The 15207-nt window shown below is 37.2% G+C and carries 13 protein-coding genes; all 13 read right to left on the bottom strand.

What is annotated here, in order from left to right:
• Positions 1-20: 20 nt before the first annotated feature.
• The 13 genes from WMO14_RS01435 to WMO14_RS01375 all read right to left on the bottom strand — a co-directional run bounded on the left by WMO14_RS01435 (position 21) and on the right by WMO14_RS01375 (position 15172).
• Positions 21-1217 (bottom strand): sporulation protein YqfD, encoded by a 1197-nt coding sequence (locus WMO14_RS01435; protein WP_116443423.1) that lies wholly within the window; start codon positions 1215-1217, stop codon positions 21-23.
• Between the two features lie 27 nt (positions 1218-1244).
• Positions 1245-1505: a YabP/YqfC family sporulation protein gene (locus WMO14_RS01430; RefSeq protein ID WP_022501807.1), complete on the bottom strand. Its 261-nt coding sequence runs from the start codon at positions 1503-1505 to the stop codon at positions 1245-1247.
• A gap of 99 nt (positions 1506-1604) precedes the next feature.
• Positions 1605-1781 (bottom strand): 30S ribosomal protein S21, encoded by a 177-nt coding sequence (gene rpsU / locus WMO14_RS01425; RefSeq protein WP_005539624.1) that lies wholly within the window; start codon positions 1779-1781, stop codon positions 1605-1607.
• Positions 1782-1966: 185 nt separating this feature from the next.
• Positions 1967-4642 carry an alanine--tRNA ligase gene (gene alaS / locus WMO14_RS01420; RefSeq protein ID WP_349153150.1) on the bottom strand — a complete coding sequence of 892 codons (2676 nt, stop codon included), beginning with the start codon at positions 4640-4642 and terminating at the stop codon, positions 1967-1969.
• A complete protein-coding gene (locus WMO14_RS01415; RefSeq protein WP_022501810.1) occupies positions 4608-4757 on the bottom strand; it encodes a hypothetical protein in 150 nt (49 codons plus the stop codon). The genes alaS and WMO14_RS01415 overlap by 35 nt, the downstream gene beginning before the upstream one ends.
• A gap of 70 nt (positions 4758-4827) precedes the next feature.
• On the bottom strand, positions 4828-6537 hold the full coding sequence (locus WMO14_RS01410) for a MutS-related protein (protein WP_349153149.1): 1710 nt from the start codon (positions 6535-6537) through the stop codon (positions 4828-4830).
• Positions 6537-7265 (bottom strand): purine-nucleoside phosphorylase, encoded by a 729-nt coding sequence (deoD, locus tag WMO14_RS01405; protein ID WP_349153207.1) that lies wholly within the window; start codon positions 7263-7265, stop codon positions 6537-6539. Before deoD ends, WMO14_RS01410 begins: the two co-directional genes overlap by 1 nt.
• Positions 7266-7359: 94 nt before the next feature.
• Positions 7360-7884 carry an adenine phosphoribosyltransferase gene (locus WMO14_RS01400; protein ID WP_022501813.1) on the bottom strand — a complete coding sequence of 175 codons (525 nt, stop codon included), beginning with the start codon at positions 7882-7884 and terminating at the stop codon, positions 7360-7362.
• An 87-nt stretch (positions 7885-7971) separates the two neighbouring features.
• Complete coding sequence (gene spoIVA / locus WMO14_RS01395) at positions 7972-9468, bottom strand: stage IV sporulation protein A (protein ID WP_349153148.1); 1497 nt, start codon at positions 9466-9468, stop codon at positions 7972-7974.
• Positions 9469-9663: 195 nt separating this feature from the next.
• Entirely contained in the window at positions 9664-11022 is a 1359-nt protein-coding gene (locus WMO14_RS01390; RefSeq protein ID WP_090140030.1) for a sodium-dependent transporter, read from the bottom strand.
• Between the two features lie 79 nt (positions 11023-11101).
• The gene (locus WMO14_RS01385) at positions 11102-11332 is read right to left on the bottom strand and encodes a hypothetical protein (RefSeq protein ID WP_022501816.1); all 231 of its coding nucleotides are present in this window, start codon (positions 11330-11332) and stop codon (positions 11102-11104) included.
• Positions 11333-11344: 12 nt separating this feature from the next.
• The gene (gene recG, locus WMO14_RS01380) at positions 11345-13399 is read right to left on the bottom strand and encodes an ATP-dependent DNA helicase RecG (RefSeq protein ID WP_090140032.1); all 2055 of its coding nucleotides are present in this window, start codon (positions 13397-13399) and stop codon (positions 11345-11347) included.
• A 72-nt stretch (positions 13400-13471) separates the two neighbouring features.
• A complete protein-coding gene (locus WMO14_RS01375; RefSeq protein WP_349153147.1) occupies positions 13472-15172 on the bottom strand; it encodes a DAK2 domain-containing protein in 1701 nt (566 codons plus the stop codon).
• Between the last annotated feature and the right edge of the window lie 35 nt (positions 15173-15207).

Below are 15207 nucleotides of genomic sequence, written 5' to 3'. Positions count from 1 at the left end.
TCTTTCTATTAATATGTATATCAATTAGTAACCGGAAGAAGTACTTCCAATTCTCCAGTACAGCTTCCTCTGTCATCAGTTGTATCTATATTAACACGACAATCCATTATTTGCACTCCTTTTTGTTCCATATGTGAAATATACATCTGTAATCTTTCATTAAGAATATCTTCTAACTGGACATCATTATACCTGTCATTCATAACTTTATATTCTTTTCTGTTCTCTACCCCAATAACAATTCCAGTATCTATCCCTCCTGCAACAATCAATGGATATTTCTGCGTTATTATATCATACTGCTCTATCCGCCTGTGCGGCTTGGTCAGCTTAATTAAGCCGCTGTTATTTTCTATAATTAACGAAGAATATCTCCTCTTGGTATACTGTCTGTATCCGTATTCTCTTTCCAGTATATCATCATAAGCAATTACTGTATGAACTAAAATGTCTGCATCAGGACATACATCTACCTGATACAGCTCCGTTCCTGAGTCATCAGTAACAGCCACCCTGCCAGATACTAACACCTGCCCCTCCTGAACCTCATCACCGCAGGCTACTAGTGGTGTACCACTTCTTGTAATTATCTTCTTAACAACACCCTGACAACTGCTTACTATATCTTCACCGTCACTATACACAGACTTCACTGCTTCTTTATTCATAGAATAATTTTCTTTTATGTATACATTAACCATTGAGCCTTTTATCTCAACACTCGCCCATGTAACATCAAGATCATTTCTTATGCACTCTTCAATATACGCACAGTCAATATTTTTAAGCATATTTCCATTATAAACTTTCATATCCTTTATATAACTTTTCAAATACTCATCTGTGTATACATAATTACCATTAAAATTCACTTTCCATACGAACATTCCCAGAAGCTTTATTATAACAAATGCAATAAGCACCCCGTAGGCAAACGAATAATGCTGTCTGTATCTAAATATGTAATATCTTGGATAAGCCTTTTTGATAACTTTAATATGCACCCTTGCCGCCTTAACAAGATTTTTTATCATAAAGAAATCATTTCTTGCTATCCTGGCACGCACAGCATTATTGCCAGTTTTAATATGCTGTACATCAAAAAATATTATATCTTTTTTTCTGCACATATTAAAAAATGTATTTATACCATCCCCGCTTATTTCCAGTTCAATATAAAAAATATGCTTCAATCCATCTTTAATACCCAGTTTCATATTATACACAGCACCCCATTAACCATATTACTCAAATGTAATCTCTTTAATCCTCCCTTTTATGGATATTTCATCCATATCCAGATATCCTATATCAAGGTCACTTCCCTTAACGTGTACAATTCCACGCCTTGTAATGACTTTGACACTATCACATTCATACTCCATTATTGATTTAAAATTCTCTATATACATTTCCTTATTGCCAATAACTGTAAGAATCGGCATAGTAACAGACTGCGGCATAACAACCGAACGCACATCTTTCGCACACCTAAACTTTCCCATATCTTACCCCAGCATAACAACTTACGCTTATATATAAAATATGCAAAAAAATCCCGATGTATTCTAAAATACACCGGGATTAAATATTTCGCTATCAAATTAATTGAACTTACGTTTTCTAGCAGCTTCTGACTTCTTCTTGCGTCTTACGCTTGGCTTTTCGTAATGTTCTCTTTTACGAATTTCCTGCTGAATGCCTGCCTTTGCGCAGTTTCTCTTGAATCTGCGTAATGCGCTATCTAAAGACTCGTTTTCTTTAACGATGACATTTGACATACCTTTTCCTGACCACCCTTCTGTTGCGTAATTGTGCTGGGCAATACATATAGGGTTTTACCTAATCGCACAACAGATATTATATCACAGAAATCACCTAAGTCAACAGAAATTTTGCGATTTTAGCACAATTTGTTAAATTAATATTATAACCAATATCATAGTGGTTATTATTACTATTATAATTAAAGCTGCTCTGCAAGCACTTCTGGTGCCTTCTTTAATAGCTCATCAATACCAGAAGCATTCTTACCACCAGCCTGAGCCATATTAGGACGTCCGCCACCGCCGCCACCAACAAGTGAAGCAACAGACTTAATAAGATTACCAGCATGAGCACCCTTAGCAACAACATCATCTGTAGCCATCGCTATCATATTAACCTTATCAGCCGCAAGTGCACTTACAACAAGTACAACACCTGAACCAATCTCTCCCTTTAACTTATCGCCAAGGTTTCTAAGTTCATTCATATCAACATTATCTACCTTAGTTGCAAGAAGCTTAACACCCTTAACATCAACAACATTATCTGTCACATCACCTAAAGCATTATTAGCAAGCTCTGCCTTAAGCTTATCATTCTCAGATATAAGTGCCTTAATCTCATCATTCATTGTATGAATTCTTTTTACAAGCTGTGTGCTCTCTGCCTTAGCTGCTATTGAAGCTTCTTTTACAAGAGTTTCAAGGTTATTAAAGAACTTAAGAACTCCCTTATCCGTAAGAGCTTCTATTCTTCTTACTCCTGCAGCAACACCTGACTCAGATACAATCTTAAAAAGTCTGATGTTAGCTGTGTTGGCAACATGTGTACCACCACAGAACTCCTTAGAGAAGTCACCCATACATACAACTCTTACCTTCTCACCATACTTTTCACCAAAAAGTGCCATAGCACCTGTGTTCTTAGCTTCTTCGATTGTCATAATCTTTGTCTCTACTGGAATTGCCTCAGCAATCTTTTCATTGACAATATCTTCGACCTTCTTAATCTCCTCTTCTGTCATACTCTGGAAATGTGTAAAGTCAAATCTTAATCTTTCAGGATCTACATAAGAACCCTTCTGTTCAACATGGTTACCAAGTACAGTTCTTAATGCTTTCTGTAAAAGGTGTGTTGCACTATGATTCTTGCATGTATCTGCTCTGTATTCTGAATCTACAGTAAGAGTAACTGTATCGCCAGCTTTGAGCATACCCTTTGTCATAGTTCCAACGTGGCCAATCTTGCCGCCTTTAAGCTTGATTGTTGTATCAACCTTAAATTCGCCCTCAGAAGTTGTGATATAACCTTTATCACCTTCCTGACCACCCATTGTTGCATAAAATACTGTCTGATCAACGATAACTGTTCCCTTATCTCCTTCTGAAAGAGCTTCTACAACATCTTCTTCTGTTGTAAGAACTGTTACCTTGGAATCATTAGACAGCTTGTCATATCCAACGAATTCACTTGTGATAGCTGGATCAATCTTATCATATACAGTTGCATCAGCACCCATATAGTTAGTTGTCTTACGAGCCTTACGTGCTTTCTCACGCTGCTCATTCATACATTTAATGAAGCCGTCTTCATCAATAGTTATGTTCTTTTCTTCTAAGATTTCCTTAGTAAGATCAATAGGGAAACCATAAGTATCATAAAGCTTGAAAGCATCTTCCCCAGAAAGAACGCTCTGGTTCTTCTCCTGAAGTTCCTTTTCCATATCTGAAAGAATACTTAATCCCTGGTCAATAGTCTTATTGAACTTATCCTCTTCCTCAGATATAACTTTAGTAATGAATTCCTTCTTTTCTTCAAGTTCTGGATATCCGTCCTTAGAACCTTCTATAACTGTTTCGCAGAGCTTTGATAAGAACTTTCCTTCTATCCCTAAAAGTCTTCCATGTCTTGCCGCTCTTCTTAAAAGTCTTCTAAGTACATAGCCTCTGCCTTCATTAGATGGCATAATACCATCACTTACCATAAATGTTACTGAACGTATATGATCTGTGATAACACGGATAGATACATCCTGCTTCTCATCTTCCTTATACTTAACACCAGCCATCTCGCATACCTTATTACGGAGTGCCTGTAATGTATCAACATCAAATATAGAGTCAACGTCCTGAACAACAACTGCAAGTCTTTCGAGACCCATACCTGTATCAATATTCTTCTGGATAAGGTCTGTATAGTTACCCTTACCATCATTATTAAACTGTGAGAATACGTTATTCCATACTTCCATATATCTGTCACAGTCACAGCCTACCGTACAGCCTGGCTTTCCGCAGCCATACTTTTCGCCACGATCATAATAAATCTCAGAACATGGACCGCAAGGTCCAGCACCGTGTTCCCAGAAATTATCTTCCTTACCAAATCTGAATATTCTCTCAGGTGCAATACCTATCTGTTTATTCCAGATTTCAAAAGCTTCATCATCCTCCTCATATATTGATGGATATAATCTATTGGCATCAAGTCCTACAACTTCTGTAAGGAACTCCCAAGACCAATGAATAGCTTCTGTCTTAAAATAATCGCCAAAAGAGAAGTTACCAAGCATTTCAAAGAATGTACCGTGTCTTGCCGTCTTACCAACATTTTCAATATCACCTGTACGGATACACTTCTGACAAGTAGTCACTCTTCTTCTTGGTGGGATTTCCTGACCTGTAAAATATGGCTTTAATGGAGCCATACCTGAATTGATGATAAGCAGACTGTTATCATTATGTGGAACAAGTGAGAAACTCTTCATCTTTAAATGTCCCTTGCTCTCAAAAAAGTCAAGATATAATCTTCTTAATTCGTTAACGCCTCTGTACTGCACTTTATTCTTCCTCCTGTTTAGCTGCCTTTTTAGCATCTAATCCTTTTCTAATCTTACCACCGGCAAATACTGCAAGAACTAAAAGTCCAAGCATAACTACAAACTTTACCGCTTCAAATATTAATTCCGAAACTAATGTTAATCCTACCATAAGCCTTCCTTTCTGCTACTGCCGGCTTTGCAGCAGCTATAAACAACATAGTATTTTACCATAGCTCATATCAATTTTCAACATTCCACTTTCCATTATTAAGAAAATAGCCCGCACTTCTCTCAGCCGCATTAATAATAGTGCTGTCATAACCTATAGTCTTTAACAGCTTTATTGCATTTCTTGTGGTTGCAGGTCCTGTATACAGCTTGAAATCAAATACAACCTCATCATCTGTAACCTCCTCCTGAAAATGATAATTATCATATTTTCCTCTAAGAAGTGATGTAAGCTCTACATCGTGTGTTGCCGCAAACACAAGTGCTTTATCAGTCCTTATGCTCTTTAGTATCTCTGATGATGCCGCAATACGCTCAACCGTGTTAGTTCCACGAAGCACCTCATCAACAAACATAAGAACAGGATGTCCCTCTTTAGAAGCCGCATCCAACATCCTCTTAAGTGACTTGATTTCCACTATATAATAGCTGTTGGAACTGCTAAGGTCATCTCTTAATGCCATTGACGAATATATTCTGTATACAGGTGCTCTGTAGTATTCCGACACACTCGTATATATTGTCTGTGACAAAAGTGCATTAATCGCGATTGTCTTAAGAAATGTCGATTTTCCAGAAGCGTTAGATCCTGTCAGAAGTACATTATGCTTAGTATTTATAGAGTTGGCTACAGGCTTTGTTATAAGCGGATGATATACATTTCTTACTTCAAGCTGCATATCATTATCCTTCCTGAACTCAGGAACGCACCAGCTGCCAAGCATACATCTGAATGAAGCAACTGATATGGATGCCTCTATAAAACCAAGTGTATCTATAAGCTCATATATATAATCTTCTTTATCATTAAAAAGCTTTATAAGATTATTAAACTTTATAAGGTCAACGTGTGTCAACATTCTTAGGTAATCAAGCAAAATCTCGGCTATAGAACCATCAACATTACCCGTTTCAAGAAGCCATGACCTCTTTGTTATATCTGAAAGCTCCTCTGATATATTCTTTAACTTATCGTTATACTCACCAAGAAAATCAATATTAAGTGCTGTTATCTTTTTCGCACCCATAAGCAGTTTCACAATATGATTAACACATATGAAGTACCTATCAACAGCAGCCTTATATTTATAATACGTTATTATCGAAAATGCGATAGCTGCGATACAAAGCCATATTCCAAGCACCGGGCTTATGGTGCAGGTAAATATAATTGCTGCAAGAATAAAAAGCATTGAAGCATAATGAAGAACGTTGCTTTTTTTCTCAAGTCCTACCACAACATCGCAGTAATCACTTATTGATATATGCTTTGCACGTCCTATCCATACAAATATTTTCTGTATGTCAAGTCTTTTAGCAGCATTTTTATCAAAGTCAGAGGCAAGCTTATCAAGCTTTTTAAGCGACTGGATATCCGCATTGGGACATCTTAACATCTTATATAGATATTCCTGTCCTGCAGATGAATTCGTATTATTCATCATACAAAATACCGCATCCATACCAAGATCATTCCATGTTATATCATCTATAGAGTTCTCATCTTCATTTCTTTTAAAGTAATGTGATATGCACTCATAATCTTCACCGGAATACTTTCTTTGTGACGGTTTTCCCCAGCCATTTTTCAGCTTTTTAATAATTAAATTCTGCTTTCTTCTATTATTCGTAACTGTGACATATACAGCAATAATAATAACAAGTGCAAAAAATACAAGTATCTGTATACTTGTCATATCTGTATAACCCGACTTGTCCATTATACGCCTCCCCCGATATTATACAATCTTGCAGTTTCAAGTGAAAGCTTTATCATATCATCAAAGCCCTCCTGTCTTTCCTCAACCGATAATGACTGTCCATTCATAAGATTATCACTTATAGTAAACATAGCAAGAGCATTCTTTGAAAGACGGGCGGCATTCATATAAAGTGCCGCTGATTCCATTTCAACAGCAAGCACACCCATATTACTCCACGCCTTATTATATTCTGGATTATCATTATAAAAAACATCTGTTGATACGACATTCCCAACCTCAGCAGCAATACCATAAAGCTTCGACTGCTCATATGCACAGTTTAAAAGCCCGAAATCTGCCACAGGTGCATATGTTCCAGGAAGATTATACTGCTTAGCATAGTTAGAGTCAGTACTTGTACCGATAGCTAACACAATATCCCTTAAGTCAACCTTGTCAGATATACTTCCTGCCGACCCTATTCTTATAATATTATCGACATCATAGTACTTAAATAACTCGTAGCTGTATATGCCCATAGAAGGCATACCCATACCACTAGCCATAACGGATATATCAACATCCCTGTATACACCTGTATAACCATATATATTTCTTACATTGTTAAACCTGACTACATTATCAAGATAAGTATCAGCTATATACTTCGCCCTTAAAGGATCACCCGGCATTATAACTGTCTTAGCTATATCACCTGTATTCGCTGTGTTATGTGGTGTTGGCATAACATCACCCCTTCCATATCCAAACAAAGGCTGCATCCTGTCAGAAAATCCCACTAAGGCACTCTGAAGCAAACATACAGCCCTCATTATTATTTTACTTTCCAGCGTACTTTATAACTGCGTCAACATCATATCCGCTAAGCTTTTCCCTGCCCTTAAGCCCCTCAAGCTCAATAAGGAATATAATCTTTACAACTTCACCACCAAGCTGTTCAATAAGCTTGATAATAGCTTCTGTTGTTCCACCTGTTGCGATTAAGTCATCTACAATAACAACCTTCTGTCCCGGTACTATGGCATCCTTATGCATCTCGATAGTTGCTGTGCCATATTCAAGCTCATAATCCTGTGAAATAGTTTCACAAGGAAGCTTACCTTTCTTTCTTACAGGAACAAAGCCTTTGCCATTAGCATATGCAACTGGAACTCCGAATATAAATCCTCTTGATTCTGGTCCAACTACAACATCATAATCAACGCCTTTAAGCTTTTCATTAATTCCATCTATAGCAAGCTTTAATCCCTCTGGACTCTGGATTACTGTTGTTATATCCCTGAATATAATTCCTTTCTCTGGAAAATCTGGAATACTTCTTACATAATCTTCAACCTTTTTCATATTGTCCTCCTATTTGCCTTTTATTGTGCAAAGTACATTAATTACAACTAATTTTATCAGAATTCTCTCTTACAATCAAGCACTCAGCTACACAATCAGGCAGACAAGTCCCGAATTCTCATTCATAACCTTTTCTATAGTCTCCCCAATCTTATCCATATTATCTTTAGTTATATTATGTGTCTTTTCGTATATCCCATCATTAACAATCTGTTCTATCGTCTTTCCAAATATATTAGTATCCCATATGCCGTCCGGATTATCCTTTGTATTATCTTTAATATAATTAATCAGATCCTCTGCCTGGTTTTTAGTTCCGACTATAGGTGCAATCTCAACATTAATCTGTGTCTTTAACATATTCACTGACGGAACTTTAGCCTTAATCTTAACGCCATATTTGTTACCATTTTTTATAACAACTGGTTCTTCTAATTCTATTGCACTTCTTACAGGCGTTACAACACCGAAGCCAGACATATTAACATCAGTTACCGCATCAGATACACTTTCATATTCCTTCTTTCTTAACGCCAGATCTCTTATTGTACTTATAAGCTCATATTCATTTAATATCTTAGTTCCGGTAAGCTCGCTTAAAATGCCATAATAAATATTAGCATCTACAGACATCTTCACACTCACCCTTCCCTCCGAAAGTGACACATCTGTAACATCAAGCTTCTTTATGTATTCATTATCTGCACTATATTTATAATTATCAGCATCTTTTATTGTATTAATGCCTTCTAACACCTCTCCAGCCACCTGCATAAGCTCTTTTTTTAGCCAATGCTCATCAGGAAGCACCTGTGTCCATTCAGGTGCAAAAAAGTCAATCTGTGTCACTGCAAACTGCTTAAGCACCTCTTTAAGAATATTATTAACATCTTCATTCTTTAACTGGTCACAATTAACAGGAATAACAGGAACTTCATAATCAGCCGACATGCTAACGGCAAGCTCCCTGGTCTTTGTGGCATAAGGTTTATCACTGTTTAATATTACAACGAACGGCTTATTTATTTTTTTCAACTCGTTAATAGTCTTTTTCTCTGCCACTATATAATTCGTTCTGTCAATTTCTGTAAAAGAACCATCTGTAGTCACAACAATACCTATTGTTGAATGGTCATTTATCACTTTCTTAGTACCTATCTCTGCCGCCTTGGAAAATGCTATTTCCTTAGTATCCCACGGTGTCTTAACCATTCTCTCTTTTCCATTATCAAGATGCCCATTAGCCCCTTCAACCATAAAACCGACACAGTCAACAAGCCTTACCTTCATATTAATTCCCTCAAATGGACTTATAAGTGCTGCTTCACTCGGAATAAATTTAGGCTCAACTGTCATAACTGTAGTTCCACCTGACGACTGTGGGAGTTCGTCCTGTGCCCTCTTTCTTTTATTATCATCTTTCATAGAAGGAAGGACACACAATTCCATAAATCTTTTGATAAAAGTTGACTTACCGGTTCTTACAGGTCCTACAACACCAAAATATATTTCTCCATTGGTTCTTTTCTTAATATCCATATATACATCATACGCTGCACCTGATACAAGCTCTTTTCCATCCATATATCTAACCTCCATATATACGCATATAAATGTATATTCCCTTCAATAAAAAAATATGCCAGACGAACACCTCCATTCCTGCCTGTGTGGCAGAAAATGTACAGCTTTCATCTGACATACATATTAATCACATAACCCTGTAATTATATTCATCGCATAATCTTAACGAATTAAAAATACATATTCTGTGACGAATTAGAATTTAATTATATTAAACTGTGCCAATGTGTAGAACACAAGAATAATAAGCAATAATACCGGTGCTATATACTTAATCATAACGCGGTATATTTTCTCACGCTTAAAAGCTTCTCCATTCTTGGTAGCTTCTCCAATAATATAGTCAGCACCCGTTGACCAGCCTATCATAAGGCAGGTAAAGAAGGCTACTATAGGAAGCAGAAGACTGTTGCTTATAAAATCGAAGAATGTAAGGAAATCCATTCCAAGTATTGTAATGTGTGACCATACCCCATTACCAAGTGAACAAGGTATTCCAAGGGCAACCGAGAATATAATAACACCAAGGCACGCTTTAATTCTGCTTATATGAAATCTGTCTATAAGCATTGAAACTATTGCTTCCATAACGGATACCGAACTTGTAAGTGCCGCAAAAAACACAAGCACAAAAAACAATCCGCCTATAAATCTTCCAGCAGTCATCTGTGTGAATACCTTAGGAAGCGTTACAAACATAAGTCCTGCACCACTCTGTGATGTTCCAGCTTCACCGCTGAATATATACACTGCCGGAACAACCATCATTCCTGCAAGAATGGCAATTCCTGTATCAAATATCTCTATCTGGTTGACAGATTTTACAATGCTCACCTCATCTTTAGTATATGAACCATAAGTTATCATAATTCCCATTGCAAGACTCATTGAATAGAACATCTGTCCCATAGCTGCACACACCGTCTTAAATGAGAATTTAGAGAAATCCGGCAGAAGATAATATTTAATTCCTGCTGATGAACCTGGAATTGTAATTACATATATACATATTATAACGGCAAGCACAATTAGTGCTGGCATAAGATAACTGCTCACCTTCTCAATTCCTTTTTCTACACCCGATATTACAATAAGTGATGTAAGCCCAAGGAATATAATAAAAAATATAAGTGGTGCATATTCCCTTCCAATAAAGTTACCAAAAAATGAGTCTTCGGCAGCAGCTATATTCTGTCCTGCCGCAAATACTGTGACATATTTTGTAACCCATCCTCCTATTACACAGTAATATGGCAGAATGATAACCGGTATTATAAATGCAATCGGCCCAATAAATCCAAACTTAGAATCAACCTCTTTATACGCCCTTGTCGGACTTAACTTTGTCTTTCTTCCTATAGCAATCTCTGTTGTCATAAGAGTAAAGCCAAATGTAAGTGCAAGTATAATGTATACAAGAATAAATATTCCTCCGCCATATTGTGCCGCAAGATACGGAAATCTCCACAGATTACCCAGTCCAACAGCACTTCCCGCAGCCGCAAGTACAAATCCTATTTCTCCCGTGAAACTGCCCCTTTTCTTCTTTTCCATTAGTTATTCCAAACCTTTCCTTATAAATCATTTAATGTTTAATATTCAATATTTAATTATACATATTATTAATATATTTTCAATCTTCAAATTCCGCAAGCACATAATATCCTCTGCTTGTCTCTCCGACTTCTTTAACAACTCCATGTCTTGACTTAAGCCTGTCAGGAGTTGAGTAATTGCCTGACATAGCAACTGCTGGCTCAATAGTATAATAATAACTGCTTGGAAGCTTTCCCTCAGTTATCTCAACCTCATCACCCTGCTTAACAAGATTAGGCCTGCTCATTGTAAATTCCATCTGTCTCATAACCAGTCTCCTTTATAAATTGATTTTCTCCAGACATTTTCTCGTATAGTCATCAACCTTTTCCTTAAGATATGTGTTAGCACCATCCTCTATGTCAAAGCCGCTATCCATCATCTCTTTAGCCGCATCTGAGGCTTCTTTTAAAGTCTTGGCATCTGTGAATACGTCTGCTATTCCGAAATCAAAATCACCACTCTGTCGTACCCCAAAGAAATCTCCCGGACCACGCTGTTTCAAATCTTCCTCTGCTATCTTAAAACCATCATTGGAATATTGCAGTATATCCAGCCTGTCCTTTATCTTCTTGGATTTATTGCCAGTAACAAATATACAATACGACTGGTACTTTCCTCTTCCGACACGTCCTCTTAACTGATGAAGCTGTGCAAGTCCGAATCTTTCAGCATTTTCAACCATCATAACCGTGCTGTTAGGAACATTTACCCCAACCTCAATAACTGTCGTAGATACAAGCACATCTATCATTCCGCTGGCAAATCTTTCCATAATCTCATTCTTATCGACTGGACGCATTTTACCGTGAAGATACTCAATTCGCACGCCTTTAAGTTCAGCTCTTAACTTATCCGTGTAATCTATTACATTTTCCGCTTCAATATTCTCGCTATCCTCAACCATAGGACATATTACATAGCACTGTCTGCCCTCGCTGACCTGCTTTTTAATAAATGCGTATGCCTTTGGCCTGTATGAATCATCCACAACACAATTCTTTATTGCAAGTCGGTCTGATGGCATTTCATCTATAATAGATATATCCAAATCGCCATATAATATAATCGCAAGAGTTCTTGGAATTGGTGTTGCACTCATTACAATTATATGCGGATTGTTCCCCTTATCTGACAACTGTTTTCTCTGGTTGACACCAAATCTGTGCTGTTCATCTGTTATTACAAGTGCCAGATTATTATATTCAACCTTCTCCTGAATAAGTGCGTGAGTACCAACTACTATATCAATAGTACCATTTTTTATATCATCATACACTTTTCTCCTGGCAGATTGTGTCATAGAACCTGTAAGAAGTCCAACATTAATATCTATACCGGCATTGGCGAACATATTTCTTATAGACTCATACTGCTGCCTGGCAAGTACCTCTGTAGGAACCATCATTGCCCCTTGATACCCTGCAAATGCTGTATTCATAAGCGCAAGCACAGCGACAATCGTCTTACCAGAACCAACATCTCCCTGTATAAGACGACTTGTAAGATGCTTTCCACTCATATTATTCTTAACCTCTTCCCATGTTCTTAGCTGTGCATGAGTAAGCTTAAACGGAAGCTGGTTAATGAACTCTCTTGTCTTTACATTATCAGGGATAACATAGCTATTAGGTATTCTTTCGTTAGAAGCTTTCATATTAAGAGTTGCAAGCACGAACAGAAAAAATTCCTCAAATGCAAGCCTATGCCTTGCAATAATATAATCATCCATACTCTGCGGAAAATGTATATTAACCATCGCATAATTATGCTCTGCAAGATTATACTTTTCCCTTATATATTCCGGTATATATTCCTTTTCCAACCCGATTTTATATTTATCAAGTGCCTGTGTTACTGCTTTTACAACAGTCTTGTTAGATAATCCTTTCGTCAGAGGATATATAGGCATAAGCTGACCTTTAACCTCATTGTACTGAGCCATTGTATACATCTGCGGCTGTTCTAATATATAACTGTCTTTCTTATGGTTCACTTTTCCCCTGAATACATAGTGTGTTCCTATTCTTAATGATGCTTTCAAAAATAGCATATTATACCATACACATTTTATCGCACCGCCTTCTGAATCCTTAATGATAACAGACAGCATTTTAAGCCTTCCATTACCATATATATCAGGGCTTCCAACTACCGTTCCCTCTATAGCAGCAATCTCTGTATCATCATCAATTGAACTAATAAAAACAGGCTCTTCATATACATCGTAATCTCTCGGATACAGCTTTACGAGATCTTCTACTGTGTATACAGAAAGCCTGTTTAGATTGTTAGCAGTTACAGCCCCTACTCCTTTTAATTGAGTAATATCCATACATCTACTCCATATCTGACAGCTTATACGCGTGTCATCATCAATTAAATAAAGGGCTAATATCTTTAATTATTATTCAACAGATACTATATAATAGTATACTGGCTGGCCACCATACTGAAGTTCCACATCAACACCGTCAAACTTCTCTTCTATCTGTGATACAAGTTCGTTGGCATCATCTTCCTTAATATCCTGTCCATAGTATACGCTTATAAGTTCTGAGTCATCATTCACAAATGTATCAAGCATATCTATAAGTGTTGTATTCATATCTGTTCCAACAGCCGCAAGTCCCTTGTCACCAAGTCCAAGGTAATTGTCCTTCTTAATCTCTTTGCCGTCAATTGAAGTATCTCTTACAGCATATGTTAATTCACCTGACTGTACAGTTGAAAGTGAATCAAGCATAGCCATCTCGTTCTCTTCTGCACTTCTTGTCATCTCAAAGTTAATCATAGCTGTAATTCCCTGAGGAATTGTCTTTGTTGGAATAACAACAATCTTCTTATCCTCAATAATTGATGCAGCCTGATTAGAAGCAAGAATAATATTGCCATTGTTAGGAAGAACAAATATAGTATCTGCATTAATCTTCTCTGCGGCATTAAGAATATCCTCTGTTGATGGGTTCATTGTCTGTCCACCCTGTATTACTTCATCAACACCAAGACCCTTGAATATCTCTGCTATACCTTCACCAGCAGCTATTGTAACAAAACCGAAATCTTTCTTAGATTCCTGTTCCTTCTTCTCCTGCTCGTGCTTCTTCATAGCATCTGCGGCAATAGCTGACTGCATCTCTGACTGTGCCACAACCTTCTGGTTATGTTCTTCTCTCATATTGTCAACCTTCATCTTAGTCAGCTGACCGTATTCAAGCCCCTTTTCAAATGCCTGACCAGGATGGTTAGTATGAACATGAACCTTAACGATATCATCAAGATTAACGCACACAATTGAATCACCGATTGATGAAAGAAATGCCTTAAAGTCCGCCTCTGTCTTTTCATCAAATGACTTTTCAAGCATAATTATAAATTCTGTACAGTAACCAAACTTAATATCTACATCTTCAATAGCAGCACCTTTTCCAGGCATACTAGAACCAGATTTAAACTCAGCATTAGGTTCTGTAATTGTGAAATCTGTAACCTTTCCAGTAAGGGCATCTAACATTCCCCTAAGAACAACTACAAGTCCCTGTCCACCTGAATCTACTACTCCAGCTTCCTTTAATACTGGTAACATCTCTGGTGTCTTAGCAAGCACTTCCTCTGCATAATCAATAATCACTGATAATGCTTCTTCTAAATCTGTCACATTCCCTGCAACCTCTGCCGCTTTATCAGATACACCCTTTGCAACTGTAAGGATTGTTCCTTCCTTTGGCTTCATAACAGCCTTATAAGCTGTCTCTGTCGCTCTCTGTGTTGCAACTGCGAGTGTCTCAACAGTTATCTCACTAACGTGTGATATTTCCTTAGTAAAACCTCTAAGAAGCTGAGAAAGAATAACTCCTGAATTACCTCTTGCTCCTCTTAATGAACCTGTAGAAATAGCTTTAGAAAGACTCTCCATTGTTGGATTGGCAATTGCACTTACCTCTTTCGCCGCTGACATAATTGTAAGAGTCATATTAGTTCCTGTATCACCATCTGGTACTGGAAATACGTTAAGGTCATTAATCCATTCTTTCTTTGATTCAAGATTCTTAGCTCCTGCAAGAAACATCTTCTGCACAAGTGCTGCATCTATTGTAGTAGTAGCCACTTTATTTCCTCCATTCTGCCATAAACAAGGCCCGT

It is taken from the genome of Lachnospira rogosae (ex Hitch et al. 2025) (assembly GCF_040096455.1).
In the GTDB taxonomy this organism is placed as follows: domain Bacteria; phylum Bacillota; class Clostridia; order Lachnospirales; family Lachnospiraceae; genus Lachnospira; species Lachnospira rogosae.
This window is presented reverse-complemented; position numbering and strand designations above follow the sequence as displayed.